The organism is Candidatus Dactylopiibacterium carminicum, from assembly GCF_014736495.1.
GTDB classification, from domain to species: Bacteria; Pseudomonadota; Gammaproteobacteria; order Burkholderiales; family Rhodocyclaceae; genus Uliginosibacterium; species Uliginosibacterium carminicum.
This window is the reverse complement of the sequence record NZ_MDUX01000014.1, coordinates 32,278-48,635: the sequence shown is the minus strand read 5'-3', so window position 1 is coordinate 48,635 and position 16,358 is coordinate 32,278. Positions and strand designations below refer to the sequence as shown.

Here is a 16,358-nt window from a genome sequence, read left to right as displayed (position 1 = left end):
AGTCCACCATGGCCCGTTTTTTCATCGATCGCCCGATCTTTGCGTGGGTGATCGCCATCGTCATCATGCTGGCAGGTCTGCTCTCCATCGAGACGCTGCCGGTATCCCAATATCCAACGATTGCCCCACCGACCATCGCGGTGACGACCAGCTACCCGGGGGCTTCGGCGAAGACGCTCGAAGACTCGGTGACGCAGATCATCGAACAGCGCATGAAAGGGCTGGACGGCCTGCTTTACATGGGGTCGACCAGTGATTCGGCGGGGAACGTCAATATCACCCTGACTTTCAGCGCCGATACCGATCCGGACATTGCCCAGGTGCAGGTGCAGAACAAGCTGCAGAGCGCGCTCTCGCAGCTGCCCCAGGCAGTGCAGCAACAGGGCGTGACGGTTGCCAAGAGCGCCCGCAACTTCCTGATGGTGGTCGGCTTCATTTCCGAAGACGGCTCCATGAAGCAGATCGACCTGGCGGACTATCTCGCCGCCAACGTCATCGATCCGGTCAGCCGCGTCGAGGGCGTGGGCGAAGTGCAGATGTTCGGTTCGCAGTATGCAATGCGTATCTGGATGGATCCGACCAAGCTGGCCTCCTTCCAGCTCACGCCCGGGGATGTGAGTTCGGCGCTGCAGACACAGAACGTGCAGGTTTCCGCTGGTCAGCTGGGCGGCACGCCGGCGATCCAGGGGCAGCAACTGAATGCCACGATCAACGTTGCCAGCCGTCTGCAGACTCCGGAGCAGTTCGAGAACATCATCCTGCGAACCACCAGCGAAGGCCGCCTGGTCCGTCTGGGTGATGTGGCTCGTGCCGAGCTTGGCAGTGAAAACTACAGCGTCGTCTCGCGTTACAACGGCATGCCGGCCGCCGGTATGGCCGTGCGTCTGGCTGCGGGCTCGAATGCCCTGAGCACGGCCAATTCGGTAAAGGCCAAGATTGCCGAGCTCGAGCCGTTCTTCCCGGCGAGCATGAAGTCGGTGATTCCTTACGACACCACGCCTTTCGTCAAGATCTCCATCGAGGAAGTGGTGTGGACGCTCGTCGAGGCCGTGGTGCTGGTGTTCCTCGTCATGTGGCTGTTCCTGCAGAACATCCGCGCCACGCTGATTCCGACCATCGCCGTGCCCGTGGTGCTGCTGGGCACGTTCGGCGTACTTGCCGCCTTCGGTTACTCGATCAACGTGCTGACCATGTTCGGCCTTGTGCTGGCGATCGGTCTGCTGGTGGACGATGCCATCGTGGTGGTGGAAAACGTCGAGCGGGTGATGAGCGAGGAGGGGCTCTCGCCTTATGAGGCGACCAAGAAGTCCATGGACCAGATCACCGGCGCACTGGTCGGTATCGGTCTCGTGCTCTCTGCGGTGTTCGTGCCGATGGCATTCTTTGGTGGCTCCACGGGGGTGATCTATCGGCAGTTCTCGATCACCATCGTTTCGGCCATGGCCTTGTCGGTGATCGTGGCATTGGTGCTCACGCCGGCGTTGTGTTCCACGCTGCTCAAACCGGTGCACAAGGGCGCGCACTTCTCCGAAAGCTGGTTCTTCCGTGGTTTCAACCGCCTCTTCGACGCCGGTCAGCACAAATACGCCAACGCAGTGCAGCGCATGCTGGGCAAGCGCGGTCGCTACATGGTGATCTACCTGCTCATCGTGGTCGGCATGGGCGTGCTGTTCGTGCGCATGCCTACCGCCTTCCTGCCGGATGAAGACCAGGGCGTACTGTTCGTGCAGGCGCAGTTGCCGGCCGGTGCCACCCAGGAGCGAACGCTCGAAGTACTCAAGCAGATGGAGTCGCATTTCCGCGACAAGGAAGCGGATGCCGTGCAGGCGGTATTTACCGTGGCGGGCTTCAGTTTCGGTGGTTCAGGCCAGAACGCCGGCCTGGCCTTCGTGATGCTCAAGGACTGGAAGGAGCGGAATCGTGCCGACCTGCGAGTGAAGGCTGTGGCCGGACGCGCCATGATGGCGTTCATGCAGCAGATCCGGGATGGCAGCGTGTTTGCATTCGCGCCGCCTGCCGTGATGGAACTGGGTAATGCCAGCGGCTTCGACCTGCAATTGCAGGATCGTGGCGGCGTTGGCCACCAGACGTTGCTGGCCGCGCGTAATCAGCTGCTGGGCATGGCGATGCAGGAGCCGCGCCTGACCGGGGTGCGTCCCAATGGCATGGAAGACATGCCCGAGTTCCGCATCGACGTGGATTCGGAGCGGGCGATGGCCATGGGGCTGGCGATGTCTGACATCAACACCACGTTGTCCACCGCCTGGGGTAGCTCCTATATCAACGACTTCGTGGACAAGGGGCGTATCAAGCGCGTGTATATCCAGGCCGAGGCCAGTGCGCGCATGAGCCCGGAAGACCTCGACAAATGGTTCGTTCGTAACGACGCCGGCAAGATGGTGCCGTTCTCCGCCTTTGCCAAGGGCCGCTGGGATTACGGTTCGCCCCGACTGGAACGCTACAACGGTGTCTCCTCGATGAATATCGTGGGGCAGCCGGTTACGGGCGTGAGTACCGGCGAGGCCATGGCCCTGGTCGAAGAAATGGCGGCCAAGCTGCCGCCGGGGGTCGGCTACGAATGGACCGGCATTTCGTACGAAGAGCGACAGGCCGGCTCGCAGGCGCCCATGCTGTATGCGATCTCGCTGCTGGTGGTGTTCCTCTGCCTGGCTGCACTGTACGAAAGCTGGTCCGTGCCGTTCTCGGTGATGCTGGTGGTGCCGCTGGGTGTCATCGGCGCGCTGCTGGCTGCCGGCGGGCGCGGCCTGTCCAACGATGTGTTCTTCCAGGTGGGCTTGCTGACCACGGTCGGTCTGGCGTCCAAGAACGCCATCCTGATCGTCGAATTTGCTCGCCATCTGCAGGATGAAGGCATGGATCTGATCGAAGCCACGATGCTGGCTGTACGTCAGCGCCTGCGTCCGATCCTGATGACCTCGCTGGCTTTCGGCCTTGGCGTGGTTTCGCTGGTGATCGCCAGCGGTGCCGGTTCGGGCGGTCAGAACGCCATCGGTACCGGTGTGTTGGGCGGCATGCTTTCCTCCACCATCCTGGGCATTTTCTTTGTGCCGGTGTTCTTCGTCGTCGTGCGCAAGCTCTTCAAGGGCAAGGTGCCGCGCTACGTGCAGGCAAAGCAGCAGGCGAAGCAAGAGGAGGAACAGCAATGACGAAGCACAACAAGCAAATCGGCCTCTGCCTGGCGGCATTCTGGCTGGCCGGCTGCTCTCTGGCGCCGACCTATGAACGCCCGGCTGCTCCCGTGCCTGCCGCCTGGCAGGCGCCGGGTGCTGGCGACCGTGCGGCGGCCAGCATCGGCTGGCAGGAGTTCTTCAGCGATGAGCGCCTGCGTGCCGTGATCGAGCGCTCGCTGGCCAGCAACCGTGATCTGCGGGTGGCGGCCGCGAACATCGAGCAGGCACGTGCGCAGTACGGCATCCAGCGTGCCGCGCTGTTCCCGGCCGTGAATGCCACCGCATCCGAAACTGCCTCGCGTACGCCGGCGGCCATGTCCTCGACCGGGCGCGATACCGTCAGCCACACCTACAGCGCTGGCGTCGGCATCTCGGCCTGGGAGCTGGACGTGTTCGGCCGTGTGCGCAGCCTCAGGGATCAGGCGCTGGCGCAGTTCCTGTCTACCGAGGAAACCAAGCGCAGCGTGGAGCTGAGCCTGGTGGCCGAAGTGGCGGGAGCCTGGCTCACGCTGGCGACCGATCGCGAACGCCTGGAGGTCGCGAAGGCGACGCTGAAGGCGCAGCAGGATGCGCTGACCCTGGTGCAGGGCCGTTTCAATGCCGGTACTGTCTCCGCGCTGGATCTGGCACAGGCCTGAACCACGGTCGAATCGGCACGCTATGAAGTGGCGAGCTACACCACCGCCGTGGCGCAGGACGAGAACGCGCTCACGCTGCTGGTCGGCGAGTCCGTGTCGCCCGACCTGTTGCCGGCAAAGTTGCCCGAGCAGATCACCGCGCTGGCCGAGCTACCCGCCGGCCTGCCGGCCGATACCTTGCTGGCGCGGCCTGACGTGCGTGCCGCCGAGCAGCAGCTGATTGCAGCCAATGCCAGCATCGGAGCAGCGCGTGCAGCTTTCTTCCCGCGCATCAGCCTGACGGCCTCCGCCGGTTACGCCAGTCCCGAGCTGGGGGATTTGTTCCAGGCCGGCTCTCGTACCTGGAGTTTCGTGCCGCAAGTCACACTGCCGATCTTCAACGCCGGCTCCAACCGTGCTACGCTGGCTTCCGCCGAGGCTGGTCGCGACATCCAGGTGGCGCAGTACGAAAAGGCTATCCAGAGCGCTTTCCGGGAGGTCGCGGACGCATTGGCGCAACGCGCGACCCTGGGCGAGCAACTGGACGCCCAGCGGGCATTGAGCAAGGCTTCGGCCGAGGCCCTGCGTTTGTCTGAAGCGCGTTACGACAAAGGCGTTGATGGTTACCAGACCGTGCTTGATGCGCAGCGCAGCGAGTATTCCGCCCGCCAGGGGCTGCTCAGCGCGCGTCAGGCCAGACTGGGCAATTTCGTCACCCTTTACAAGGTGTTGGGCGGCGGTGTGACACAGCAGCACTGAGCTCACCAGAGACTGCTGGCAGACAGGCCTGGGCGGCATACGCCCAGGCCTTTTTTCTGGCGCGGCCGGATCAGGGCGCCAGAAGATCCACGCGCAACCAGTAATCGACACTGCCGGTACTTTCGCTGCGCTGATACCCACCGGTGCCGCTGCCATGTTGCGAGCCCTGCACGGATACGCTGCCAAGCGGAAGCCATTCACCCAGACGGCCGGAGACCGTGGTGGAAAGTCCGCTGCCCTGGATGCGTCCGCCCTGCGTCAGCCGTGCCTGTTGTGGCGCGATGGTGACCGTCACGCGTTCGTCCGCCAGGCGTGGGCGTGCCATGAAGCCGCTGGCGGCCTGCACGTAACGGGTTTCGCGGATTATCGTGCCGCCGCCCGGGCCGTACTCCACGCGTTCTACGGGAGTCGGCACTGACGTGCCCAGTGTGATCAGCGCTTCGCCATCCTCCACGGTCTGTACCTGCTGTTCGCCCTGGTTGCGGTTTTGTGTCCGCTGATTGCCGGCATCGAGGCGGATGCGGGGTTGCACGCCTTGCGGGTCGATCCGCAGATCACCCCGTACATCCGCCTGCGTGCGGGATTCGTCCTGTGTGCTGCCTTGGCGGACCGTGATCAGCAAGCGCCGGGCTGGCTGGTCGATGGCAGCCAGGGTTTCCTGCACGCGCGCGATGCTGGCGGGGGAAGCACGCAGGATCAGCTTGCCGCTCATGGCTGAAAGCGATTCTCCCGGCTCCAGCAGCGGCTGCAATACCGGCAGGACCTGCTCGGGCAGGCGATGCTGCAAGGGGATGATCTCAAGCCGCGTCTGGGCTGCCGCGGTCAGGGATAGCGTGGCCGTCAGCAGGAACATGCAGACGCGGACAGCGCAAGTGTGTGGATTCATGGCGCGATTCCTCCATCCTCACGTTGGCAGGGCTGGCAACCGTCTTCGGTGAGAATCCAGTCCAGCGGACGATCATGTGCTTGGGCGTCGACCTGCGTCAGACGGGACAGTTCGAACCCCACGCCGACCGTGATCGGAGCAGGCTGCAATGCCGCCAGTGTCCGGTCGAAGAACCCGCCGCCGTAACCCAGGCGGTATCCACGGGCATCGAAGCCGTTCACCGGCACCAGCAACAGTTCGGGCTCCACGCGTGGAGTCCCAATTGGTGCCGGGATACCGAAACGGTCGCTGGCCAGAGGGGTGTCGGAAAACCAGTGGCGGAACTCCAGCGCACCCACCTGGTCCGGAACCACAGGCAGCGCCAGCAGTCTTCGCGGGGCAGCAGCCAGCCAGGCGAGCAGTGCGGGGCGCAGGTCCACCTCGCCACGGTAGGGCCAGCAGAAACCCACGCGGGAGACGGCCAGCCCTTCGAGCAGTGGGCGCAGGGCGGCGTGGATGGCAGCCGTATGCTGCATCCGCAAGGCGTCGGGTAGTGCCTCGCGGCGTGCGATCAGTGTCTTGCGCAGCTTGGAGCGGTCGGAACTGGAGGCTTGCACGTGCTAAGCTGGCTTGGCCAGGGCGAGTCGAATCTGGGGAATCTTAAGTCATGAAGTTGCAGCTTGGCGCGGCATGCGCAGCGCTTTGGTGGATGGTTGCGCCGGTCTTGGCGCAGAGTGGGGATGATCGCGTGCTGGCGGCCAGGGAGGCCGCAGGCAAGGGCGATCTGACGCGTTTGCAGGCGTTGGCCGCGCAAACCTCGAATCATCCGCTCGAAATCTATGTCCAGTACTGGGCACTTTCCGCGCGCATCGCGCGTCTGGCCGAGCCTGTGGATGCCGATGCGGTACGCGGCTTCCTTTATCAGAATGCGGGGGGCGTGCTGGCCGAGCGGCTGCGCAACGAATGGGTGCGGCGTCTGGGGCACGACAAGCGCTGGGATGAGCTGAACGCGGAATATGCGCTGCTGACCCAGCCCGAGCAGGCGCAGCAATGCCTGGCCATCCAGGCCGGCAACAGCGAAGGGCCGACGGCGCTGCTGGCGCTGAATGCCCAATGGCTTACCCTGCTCGACCTGCCCGATACCTGCGAATCTGTACTGCGTGAACGCGTGGCGGCCGGGCGCTTCACCGCCGATGACGTCTGGCAGCGCTTCCGGCGCCAGATCGAGATGCGCCGCTACACCTCGGCACGTCAGACGCTGAGCTGGTTGCCGGGTGAGGCGGTGCCCGATATGCGTGATCTGCAGCGTCTGGTCGACGGGCCTGTACGTTACCTGGCCTCGCCTGCCGCGCGCCGCGTATCGACCCGCATGGATCGTGAATTGCTGATCGCTGCCGTGTCGCGTCTGGCGCGTTTCGATGCAAAAGCAGCGGCCGCCCGTCTCGAAGGCCTGTCTTCGAACCTGCTGAGCGACGCCGATAAGGCTTACCTCTGGGGGCAGATTGGCTGGATGGGGGCGCAGTCCCGCGAGCCCGAGGCTCGGCAGTGGTTCGCGCGTGCCGGTGGCAATGGCGAGATGAGTGAAGAGCAGCAGGCCTGGCGTGCGCGCGCTTCGCTGCGGGTACAGGATTGGCGTGGTTTGCAGCAGGCCATTGAAGCCATGAATCCGAATCTGCGGGATACGCCTGACTGGTCCTACTGGCTTGGGCGTGCCCTGCTGGAGCAGGGGCGTACCCAACAAGCTGGGCTGCAATTCCAGCGTTTTGCGGATCGGCCGGACTTCTACGGCATTCTGGCCACCGAGGCATTGGGTCGCGAATACCGCTGGCCCGCGCCCGCGTCGCCCGCCAGGACTGATGAGGTCGCACGCGTGGCGGCGCTGGCGGAGGTGCGCCGCGCCGAGGCGCTGTTCCGGCTGGAGCTGCGCACCGAAGGTCTGCGTGAGTGGAACTGGGGCTTGCGTGGCGTGGACGACCGTACCCTGCTGGCTGCGGCGGAATACGCCCGCCGTGCCGGGCTGTATGACCGCGCGATCGCTGCCGCCGAACGTACGCGCGATGAACATGACTACGCACTGCGCTATCTGGCGCCTCATTACGAAGCCTTTGCGCGTGAGGCGCGGGCGCGCGATCTGGATCTGGCTTGGGTGTATGGTCTTGTGCGCCAGGAGAGCCGCTTCCTGCCCGTGGCACGCTCCGGTGTCGGCGCGCAAGGGCTGATGCAGGTGATGCCGGCAACCGGGCAATGGATCGCCAAGAAGCAGGGCTGGACGAATTACGAGCCCGGCTGGCTGACTCGCATCGATACCAACGTGCAACTGGGCACTGCCTACCTGCGCTATGTGCTCGACCAGCTGGACAATCATCCCGTGCTGGCTTCGGCGGCCTACAACGCCGGCCCTTCGCGGGCACGCCGCTGGCGGGACAGCCGTCCGCTCGAAGGCGCCATCTACATCGAGACCATCCCCTTCAACGAGACCCGTGACTACGTGAAGAAGGTGATGGCCAACGCCGAGTTGTATGCCACATTGTTCGAGCGACGTCCGGTGGCATTGCTGGCGCGCTTGGGGCGGATTCCCGCAGCCAATGCTGCCGTGGCAGGCCTGGATGACGGGCCATGACGGTGGCTCCGGCGTATTCACACGGCATTGAATGGACTATGCAATAATTCCGTCATCTGCCCTTGAGGGCAGGCTTTGCTCCTCATTTCCTGCTGCGCACCATGCAACTGATCATTGGCGACAAACGTTTTTCTTCCTGGTCCATGCGCGCCTGGCTGGCCGTCAAGGCGACCGGCAAGCCCTGTGAGGAGGTGCCGGTGCGCCTGCGGCAGCCGGATACGCGGACCCAGATCCTGCGCTGGAGCCCTTCGGGCAAGCTGCCCTGTCTGCTGGAGCACGGACTTGCCGTGTGGGATTCGCTGGCCATTGCGGAATACCTGGCCGAGGAGTTTCCCCAGCTGTGGCCGCAGGATGCGGCCGCGCGTGCGTTGGCGCGTTCCGTCAGTGCCGAGATGCACAGCGGGTTCGCCGCGTTGCGCAACGAAATGTCCATGGACGCCGGTGCCAGCCTGCCGGGCGTCATGCCCAGCGACGCCTGTGCAGCCGATATCGCCCGAATCCAGATGATCTGGGAAGACTGCCGGCGTGATCAGGGGCTCGGCGGCCCTTATCTTTTTGGCGCCTGGAGTATCGCGGACATGATGTTCGCCCCGGTCTGCCTGCGTTTCGAAACCTATGGCGTCGCGCTGACACCGTTGGCTCAGGCCTACTGCCAGAGCGTGTTGGCGCATCCGCACGTGCAGGCTTGGAAGAAGGCTGCGCAACTGGAGCGGCAAGCATGAGTCTGGAGCCCAGAATCAGTCTGGTCACGCTCGGGGTCGAGGATTTGCCCCGGGCAAGGAATTTCTATCTTCGCTTGGGTTTCCCCCTGCAGTCGCAGAGTAACGAGAACGTGGCTTTCTTTGCCCTGCATGGTCTGTGGCTTTCGCTTTACGGACGAGAGTCGTTGGCCGAAGACGTGGGTTGTCCGGCAGAGGGTAGAGGTTTTCGCGGCATCACGCTGGCGCACAACGTGCGCACGCGAGAGGAGGTGGCGCAGGTGCTGGCCGAAGCTGAAGCGGCCGGCGGAAAGGTCGTGAAGCCCGCGCAGGATGTTTTCTGGGGAGGCCATTCCGGGTATTTCAGCGATCCCGATGGTTTCTTCTGGGAAGTCGCCTGGAATCCTCATTTCTGGATCGAGTGAGATGCCTGGGCTACTTGGTGTGCGCATTGACAAATGGCTATGGGCCGCGCGTTTCTTCAAGACCCGCAGTCTCGCCACCGATGCAGTGGAAGGTGGGCGGGTACAGCTCAATGGCGTGCGCGTGAAGCCGGCCAAGGAGGTCAAGCGTGGTGACCGTGTGGCACTCAGCATCGGTGATCTGAACTGGGAGTTGATCGTCGAGGATCTTTCCGAAAAACGCGGACCCGCCACGGTGGCTCGCACGCTGTATCGCGAAACCGAGGCCAGCATTGCTGCACGCGTGCAGGCGCTGGAGCTGCGCCAATTGCGTGTGGAGCCGGCCGCCGAGATTCACGGCAGGCCGACCAAACGCGATCGTCGCCGCATCGACAGCTGGCGCGACGGTTAGGCGCGGCTGCGGCGCAGCGTGCCAGCGGCGTAGAATTTCGTCCTTTGCTTCCGGCCTCATCCCGGTTTTGCCATGCAGCCCGCGCATCCGATCACCTATCTTAAGCTCATCCTCTCCGCATTCTTCTGGGGGGCGACCTGGGTGGCTGCCCGCGTGGTGGTGCAGGAGATCACACCCTTTTCCGGCTGCCTTCGTCCGCTTTCTGATCGCCACACTGGCATTGGGCTGGTTTGCCTGGCGTCTGGAGGGCGGCATTCCGCGCTTGCGAGGGGACGAGTGGCTGACCACCGCAGCCATGGGATTCACGGGCATCTTTGCGTACAACTATTTCTTCCTCAACGGCTTGCAGCACATCCCGGCTGGCCGTGGTGCGCTGGTGGTTGCGCTGAATCCTGCCATCGTGGCTCTGGCGGCCTGGGCCTTCTTCGGCGAGGCCATGAACAGGCTCAAGGCCATCGGTATCGTGCTGGCGTTGTGCGGCTGTCTGCTGGTCGTGTCGAATGGCCGGCCGCAGGCCTTGCTGGCCGGTGAGATGGGTGTGGGTGAGTTGTTGATCGTGGGTTGTGTTGTGTGCTGGGCCTTTTTCACTTTCATCGGGCGGTGTGCCACCCGGACCCGTTCGGCGCTGATCGCCAATTTCTATTCCTGTGTGTTCGGCTGTGCCATGCTGGGCGCGGCAGCGGTGAGCGAGGGATTCTTTACGCATCTGCCGGATTATTCGCCGAAGGCATGGAGTAGCCTTTTCTTCCTCGGCTTCTGCGGAACCGCGTTGAGCTACACCTGGTTCACCGAGGGCGTGCACAAGATCGGCGCCGCGCGTGCTGCCGCCTTCATCAATCTGGTGCCGGTATCCGGCGTGCTGCTCGGCGCATTGCTGCTTGGCGAGCGTCTGGGACTGTCCGTACTGGTCGGCGGCGTGGTGACGATTGCCGGGGTGATTCTCAGCAATCGTCGCGGTTGATGTGGCCTTGCATCAGACCGGGCGGGAGACGGGCAATTCCGCCTCGCGTTCCTGCTGGCGCCATTCCATCCAGGTCTTAAGCAGCAGTGTCACCAGCGCCATGCAGGCGAGCAATGCAGCCGCAGTGAAAGCGGCGGCGGTCTTGTAGTCGTTGTTGAGCTGTTCGACCAAAAGGGGCAGCGTCAGCGTCTGGTTCATGATGGTGCCGGAAACCACGGCCACGGCACCGAATTCGCCGACCGCCCGTGCATTGGTGACGACCACACCGTACAGCAGTGCCCACTTGATGTTGGGCAGCGTGACCCGGGTGAAGATCTTCCAGCCGCTGGCCCCCAGGCTCAGCGCGGCATATTCCTCATCGCTGCCCTGCGCCTGCATCAGCGGGATGAGAATGCGTGCGACATAGGGAGCGGTCACGAAGATCGTCATTAGTACGATGCCCCCGGCCAGGCGAAGATGATCTGGACGTCATGAGATGACAGCCAGCCGCCGACCGTGCTTTCCACACCATACACCACCAGGTAGCACAGGCCGGCCACCACCGGCGAGGTGGCGTAAGGGATGTCGACCAGCGTGGTCAGCAGTTTCTTGCCCCGGAAATCGTAGTGCGTCACGCACCAGGCGAGCAGGATGCCGAAGCTGAGGTTGATGGGCACCGTCAGGCCTGCCGCCAGTACGGTGAGCCAAATGGCATGGAGCATGTAGCGCTCGCCAAGGTTGGAAGCCAGCAGCGACAGGCCGCCACTCAGCGCCTGGGTGAAGATCAGCGCCAGTGGCACGATCAGCAGCAGCGTCGCCAATGCCAGGCCGAGCAGGATCAGCGCCCACTGATGCCAGTGTCGAGGTTTTTTCATCGCCGGGCCGTCCCAAGATGAAAAAGCGTCCCCCTGGGGGACCGGGCCATCGCATTGCGATGGCTCTGAGGGGCTATTTTCATCCGCGTCTTCCCCATCCCAGCAGGCGTTCCTGCACAACCTGCAGCGTAAACAGCAGGGTCAGCGAGGCCAGCAGGATCACCGAGGCGATCGCGGCAGCGGCCGGGTAATTGAATTCCTGCAGACGCACGAAGATCATTAGAGAAGAGACTTCCGTCTTGAACGGGATGTTGCCGGCGATCATGATCACCGCACCGAATTCACCGAGGCTGCGAATGAAGGATTGCGAAGCACCGGTGACAAGGGCAGGCACCAGCATCGGCAGCACCACGCGCCAGAAGATCTGCCCGGGGCGGGCGCCCAGCGTGGCAGCGGCCTCTTCGTACTCGTCACCGAGGTCTTCCAGTACCGGCTGCACCGTGCGTACCACGAAGGGCAGACTGGTGAAGGTCATCGCGATCAGGATGCCGGGGTAGGCGTAGGCGATCTTGATGTCAAAAGGGGCGGCGAAGATCTTGCCCAGCCAGCCGCCCGGCACAAGCAGCACCGAAAGCGTCAGCCCGGCCACCGCCGTCGGCAGGGCGAAGGGCAGGTCGATCAGTGCATCGAGGATGCGTCGGCCCGGAAAGTCGTAGCGCGTGATGATCCAGGCCAGCAGCAGGCCGATCAGCGTGGCGGAGATCGTCGAGTAGAAGGCTCCGCTGAGCGTCACCCGGTAGCTGGCCAGCACGCGTACATCGGTGATCGCTTGCCAGTACTGGGCCCAGGTCATGTCGCTGACGTACATCAGCAGGGCCGAGATCGGAAACAGGATGATCAGCGAGACGTACAGTGAGCTGAGGCCGAAGCTCAGGCCGAAACCGGGCAAGATCGGCGTCTGCAGGAAAAACCAGTTGCGGCGCTGGCGCGTCCGGGCGACCGGTGAGGGGGCGGCGGCGGAATGCGGCACGGGAATTACCCTATCGGTTCATGAGGGGAAACGGGCGGAACGGCAGGCTGCGCCGTCCGCCAGAGTGACGGGCAGGAAAGCAGAAAGCCGGAAACGCTGCCGCCAATGATACAGGCGAACGGCGATCCGGCTGCATGAGGCCCGGCCGAGCCGGGCTTCATCGAGGAAGGACGATCAGCGCTTGGCTGCCAGCAACTGATCCAGCACGCCGTTGGCGGCGAAGTGCTTGGTGGTAATGTCGTCCCAGGAGCCCAGGACCTTGTTCGGGTTGATCAGGCGGACTTCCGGAAACTGCTTGGCTGTTGCCTTCACCACGTCCGGATGATGCACGCGGTAGTTGAAGGTCGTCAGCAGCTCCTGGATATCCTTGGTGTACTGGAACTGCAGGAAGGCCCTGGCCTGTTTGCGGGTGCCTTTGGCATCTACCACTTTGTCGACTACTGCAACCGGGAATTCGGCCAGCACGCTGACCGGCGGTACCACGATTTCGTAGCCGCCTGCCTTGAACTCGTCGCTGTTGGCGATGTTGACCACCTCGGATTCGAAGGTCAGCAATGCGTCGCCCTGACCGTTCTGGGCGAAGGCCACGGTGGCACCGCGGCCACCGGTGGGGAAGTTCTCGACGTTGTGCAGCAGCTTGCCGACGAAGGCGCGGGTCTTGGCGTCATCTCCGCCGAACTTCTCGTTGGCGTACAGCCAGGCGCCCAGATAGCTGTAGCGCGCGTTGCCGGAGGTCTTGGGATTCGGGAAGACCAGCTTCACATCATCACGGACGAGGTCATCCCAGGTCTTGATGTTCTTCGGATTGCCCTTGCGCACCAGGAAGGCGATGGTGCTGTAGTAGGGCGATGCGTTGTTGGGGAACTTGCTGGCCCAGTCCTTGGCGACCAGGTTGTGCTTGGTGAGGATGTCGACGTCGGAGACCTGATTGAAGGTGACGGTATCGACCTTCTTGCCCTGGATGATGTCCTGTGCCTGGCGGGATGAGCCGGCGAACGATTGATCGATCACCAGCGTTTCGCCGGTTTGTTGCTTCCAGTAGGCGACAAACTTCGGATTGATGGCGGCGAAAAGCTCACGGGCAATATCGTACGAAGCGTTGAGCAGCGGAGGGCTCTTCTGGGCCAGGGCAGCGCCGCTACCGAACACGGTGGCGCCAAGCGCGGTTGCAAGCAGCAGTTTCTTGAACATGATTTCTCTCTCTCGGGATCTGAACAAAGCGGTAAGACGAGCTCATTCTGCCTTGTTGTTATATTGCAAAATAGAACTTGTCTTTGTTTTGTTATTCATTTTTGGCATAACCCGCGGTGGATCGTCCCTGGACGGATGATCCGCTGCTTCCCGTCCGGGCTTGTCGTTCGTCAGGCATCCAGCAAGGTTTGCAGCCTGGCCTCATCCAGGCTGGCTTCCCAGTCGAAGGCCGCGCCGTGCGCATAGGCACGTTGTACCGCCGGCCGTGCCCCCATGCGCGCGAGGTAGGCGACGATGTTGGGGAACTGCGCCATGTTCATCTGCTGGCGTTCGTGCAGCAGTACCCAGGGATAGATGGCCATATCGGCAATCGAGTATTCACCGGCCACGTAGTCCTTGCCTGTCAGCTGGCGCTCCAGCACGCCATACAGGCGGGCGGTTTCGTCCACGTAGCGCTTGATGGCGTAGGGGATCTTCTCTGCCGCGAACTGGCCGAAATGATGATTCTGCCCGGCCATCGGACCCAGCCCGCCCATCTGCCAGTTCAACCACTGCAGCACCTGTGCGCGGGCATGGCCAGCTGCAGGCAGGAAGCGCCCATGCAGTTCGGCTTCCACGGTGAGGATGGCGCCGGACTCCATCAGGCGCAGCGTGCCGCCCGGGAAGTCGTGATCGACGATCGCAGGGATGCGATTGTTCGGTGCCGCGGCAAGAAAACTGGGCAGGAACTGGTCGTTCCTGCGGATGTTGATCGGGATGATCCGGTAGGGCAGGCCCAGCTCTTCGAGCAGGATGGTGATCTTGTGGCCGTTCGGCGTGGGGGCGTAGAAAAGGTCGATCATCTCGGCGGCGGTGATGTGGGAGGAGCCCCCATCGTGCGGGATGTCTCCCGCCCGGGCAAGCCCGCCGAGTGCGAGGCTGGCGCTCCAGGGATTCCCTTATGATGGACGCTTTCCACGTCGGAGTCCTGCCATGCAGCCGCACGACAGCCATCTCTTGCCCAACGATCTTGCCCGTACCTTGTTGGTGATCCTGCTCGGCGCGGTGCTGATCGGTGCCAGTCTGTGGATCCTGTTGCCCTTCATGCTGGCGATCACCTGGGCGATCATGGTCGTTGTGGCCTCCTGGCCGCTGATGCTGAGTGTGGAGCGTTACCTCGGCGGGCGCCGTTGGGCGGCGGTGACGGCCATGACCCTGGGACTGCTGATGGCGATGTTCCTGCCATTGACCGCCGCCATAGTGACGCTGGTGGAGAACGCGGATCGCATCGTTGCGCTGGGGGCTTCGCTGCAGGGACAGGAGGCGCTTGCCGCACCGGACTGGATGAAGGATTTGCCGCTGGTCGGCACCTCGTTGTCCGCACTGTGGGAACAGTTCGCCGCTTCGGGCCTTCAGGGGCTTGCCAGCCGCGTGGCGCCCTATGCGGGCGACATGACGCGCTGGTTCGCGGCCCGAGTTGGCGGCATGGGCATGATGCTGCTGCAGTTCCTGCTGACCATTGCCGTGTCGGCCGTGCTGTATGCGCGTGGCGAAGACGCTGCGCTGCTGTTCCGGCGTGTGCTGCATCGCCTGGGGGGTGAAAGGGCTGTTGCGATGGGAACACTTGCCTCGGGGGCCATCCGCGGGGTGGCGCTGGGGGTCGGCGTTACTGCATTGATACAGGCCTTGCTGGGAGGGATCGGGCTGGTGCTGACCGGCATTCCCTTCGCCACCGTGCTCACCGCGCTGATGTTCATGCTCTGCATTGCGCAACTGGGTGCCGGGCCGGTACTGGTTCCGGCAGTGATCTGGTTGTTCTGGAGCGACCACACCGGCTGGGCCGTTTTCCTCACAGTGTGGACGCTGCTGGTGGTGAACCTCGACAATTTCCTGCGCCCCTGGCTGATCAGGCGTGGTGCAGATCTGCCGCTGCTGCTGATCATCGCCGGCGTGATCGGCGGCATCATCAGTTTCGGGCTGATCGGGCTATTCCTTGGCCCGCTAATCCTGGCCGTGGCCTACACGCTGCTGGAAGCCTGGCTGGAAGAAACGTCCGCGGAGGAGGCAGGCACGCTGGATGCCGGGGCGGCACCTGCCACACCGGCGCCTGACGAATGAAACGCCGTGGCTTCCTGATCGTGCTTTGCCTGCTGCTGTCGGCCTGCGGTCAGCGGCAGCAACAGGTTGAATTGCCACCCGGAGCCACCGTGCTGGTGGTGGGTGACAGCCTGGTGGCAGGCACCGGGGCCACGCGCGAGCTGTCCTGGCCAGCCGTGCTGGCACGCGAAACCGGCTGGCAGGTGGTGAATGCCGGCGTACCCGGCCATCGCAGTGAGGATGCGCGCGAGCGGCTCGGTGCTCTGTTGGCGCAGTACAGGCCGGATGCTGTGATTGTGGCTATCGGCGGCAACGATTTCCTGCGCCGGGTGCCCGAAACGCAGACGCGCGAAAACATTGCCGCCATGCTCGACGAGGCACGCGCTGTGAGCGCGCATGTGGCGCTGGTGGCTATTCCCGCGCCTTCGCTGGGCGCCGCGCTGTTCGGAGTGCTGTCTGATCACCCGCTGTATGCGGCGCTGGCAGGCGAGCAGCAGGTGTTGCTGTTGCCGGATGCCGTGGCGCAGACGCTCTCCCGCCCCGAGCTGCGCGCCGACAGCATACACGCCAATGCCGAGGGCTATGAGTACATGGCCGAGCTGTTGCGCAAGCGCCTGGTGCAGGCTGGATGGTTGTGATGCCGCCTGGCGATACAGGCTGACACAGTTTTCTTCCACCCGCTTTTGCGGGCGCTCAAATTCCTGATCTTGTGCCGCTTTCTATACTCGCCGGCCCGGTATGAG

At 63.6% G+C, this 16,358-nt stretch carries 16 protein-coding genes and 1 pseudogene; 10 read left to right on the top strand and 7 right to left on the bottom strand.

The annotated features are described in order from the left end of the window. Positions 1 to 8 precede the first annotated feature (8 nt). From BGI27_RS06245 to BGI27_RS18645, 3 genes and pseudogenes are all read left to right on the top strand, one after another. Positions 9 to 3,167, top strand: a complete 3,159-nt coding sequence (locus BGI27_RS06245) for an efflux RND transporter permease subunit (RefSeq protein ID WP_095524030.1) — start codon at positions 9 to 11, stop codon at positions 3,165 to 3,167. After that, positions 3,164 to 3,829, top strand: coding sequence for a TolC family protein (locus tag BGI27_RS18650; protein WP_317984280.1), 666 nt, complete (start codon positions 3,164 to 3,166; stop codon positions 3,827 to 3,829). Before BGI27_RS06245 ends, BGI27_RS18650 begins: the two co-directional genes overlap by 4 nt. Before the next feature lie 12 nt (positions 3,830 to 3,841). After that, positions 3,842 to 4,567, top strand: a pseudogene (locus BGI27_RS18645) (efflux transporter outer membrane subunit); the annotation flags it as partial. A gap of 70 nt (positions 4,568 to 4,637) precedes the next feature. Here the strand turns inward: BGI27_RS18645 and BGI27_RS06235 are convergent. Then, entirely contained in the window at positions 4,638 to 5,453 is an 816-nt protein-coding gene (locus BGI27_RS06235) for a secretin N-terminal domain-containing protein (protein WP_141239728.1), read from the bottom strand. Beyond that, complete coding sequence (locus BGI27_RS06230; protein ID WP_095524028.1) at positions 5,450 to 6,049, bottom strand: 5-formyltetrahydrofolate cyclo-ligase; 600 nt, start codon at positions 6,047 to 6,049, stop codon at positions 5,450 to 5,452. Before BGI27_RS06230 ends, BGI27_RS06235 begins: the two co-directional genes overlap by 4 nt. Positions 6,050 to 6,099: 50 nt before the next feature. On the opposite strand from BGI27_RS06230, the gene BGI27_RS06225 reads away from it, so the two are divergent. The 5 genes from BGI27_RS06225 (at position 6,100) to BGI27_RS06205 (ending at position 10,524) form a co-directional block, all read left to right on the top strand. Then, positions 6,100 to 8,052, top strand: coding sequence for a lytic transglycosylase domain-containing protein (locus BGI27_RS06225; protein ID WP_095524027.1), 1,953 nt, complete (start codon positions 6,100 to 6,102; stop codon positions 8,050 to 8,052). Between the two features lie 101 nt (positions 8,053 to 8,153). Further along, a complete protein-coding gene (locus BGI27_RS06220) occupies positions 8,154 to 8,774 on the top strand; it encodes a glutathione S-transferase family protein (protein ID WP_095524026.1) in 621 nt (206 codons plus the stop codon). After that, entirely contained in the window at positions 8,771 to 9,175 is a 405-nt protein-coding gene (locus tag BGI27_RS06215; protein ID WP_317984279.1) for a VOC family protein, read from the top strand. Before BGI27_RS06220 ends, BGI27_RS06215 begins: the two co-directional genes overlap by 4 nt. A gap of 1 nt (position 9,176) precedes the next feature. Further along, complete coding sequence (locus tag BGI27_RS06210; RefSeq protein ID WP_095524025.1) at positions 9,177 to 9,563, top strand: RNA-binding S4 domain-containing protein; 387 nt, start codon at positions 9,177 to 9,179, stop codon at positions 9,561 to 9,563. Beyond that, a complete protein-coding gene (locus BGI27_RS06205; RefSeq protein WP_223871636.1) occupies positions 9,484 to 10,524 on the top strand; it encodes a DMT family transporter in 1,041 nt (346 codons plus the stop codon). Before BGI27_RS06210 ends, BGI27_RS06205 begins: the two co-directional genes overlap by 80 nt. Positions 10,525 to 10,536: 12 nt before the next feature. Here BGI27_RS06205 and BGI27_RS17945 read toward each other — a convergent pair whose 3' ends face one another. The 5 genes from BGI27_RS17945 to BGI27_RS06185 form a co-directional block, all read right to left on the bottom strand. After that, on the bottom strand, positions 10,537 to 10,953 hold the full coding sequence (locus tag BGI27_RS17945) for an ABC transporter permease subunit (RefSeq protein WP_223871635.1): 417 nt from the start codon (positions 10,951 to 10,953) through the stop codon (positions 10,537 to 10,539). Then, positions 10,953 to 11,378, bottom strand: coding sequence for an ABC transporter permease family protein (locus tag BGI27_RS17940; RefSeq protein ID WP_223871634.1), 426 nt, complete (start codon positions 11,376 to 11,378; stop codon positions 10,953 to 10,955). The genes BGI27_RS17945 and BGI27_RS17940 overlap by 1 nt, the downstream gene beginning before the upstream one ends. Before the next feature lie 79 nt (positions 11,379 to 11,457). After that, positions 11,458 to 12,348 (bottom strand): sulfate ABC transporter permease subunit CysT, encoded by an 891-nt coding sequence (cysT, locus tag BGI27_RS06195; protein WP_223871633.1) that lies wholly within the window; start codon positions 12,346 to 12,348, stop codon positions 11,458 to 11,460. 174 nt (positions 12,349 to 12,522) lie between these two features. Further along, positions 12,523 to 13,539: a thiosulfate ABC transporter substrate-binding protein CysP gene (cysP, locus tag BGI27_RS06190; RefSeq protein ID WP_095524023.1), complete on the bottom strand. Its 1,017-nt coding sequence runs from the start codon at positions 13,537 to 13,539 to the stop codon at positions 12,523 to 12,525. A 170-nt stretch (positions 13,540 to 13,709) separates the two neighbouring features. Continuing rightward, positions 13,710 to 14,381 (bottom strand): glutathione binding-like protein, encoded by a 672-nt coding sequence (locus BGI27_RS06185; RefSeq protein ID WP_095524022.1) that lies wholly within the window; start codon positions 14,379 to 14,381, stop codon positions 13,710 to 13,712. 130 nt (positions 14,382 to 14,511) lie between these two features. On the opposite strand from BGI27_RS06185, the gene ydiK reads away from it, so the two are divergent. Together ydiK and BGI27_RS06175 are read left to right on the top strand one after the other, a co-directional pair. Continuing rightward, positions 14,512 to 15,636, top strand: coding sequence for an AI-2E family transporter YdiK (gene ydiK, locus BGI27_RS06180; protein ID WP_095524021.1), 1,125 nt, complete (start codon positions 14,512 to 14,514; stop codon positions 15,634 to 15,636). Further along, positions 15,633 to 16,253: a GDSL-type esterase/lipase family protein gene (locus BGI27_RS06175; protein WP_095524020.1), complete on the top strand. Its 621-nt coding sequence runs from the start codon at positions 15,633 to 15,635 to the stop codon at positions 16,251 to 16,253. The genes ydiK and BGI27_RS06175 overlap by 4 nt, the downstream gene beginning before the upstream one ends. Positions 16,254 to 16,358 lie beyond the last annotated feature (105 nt).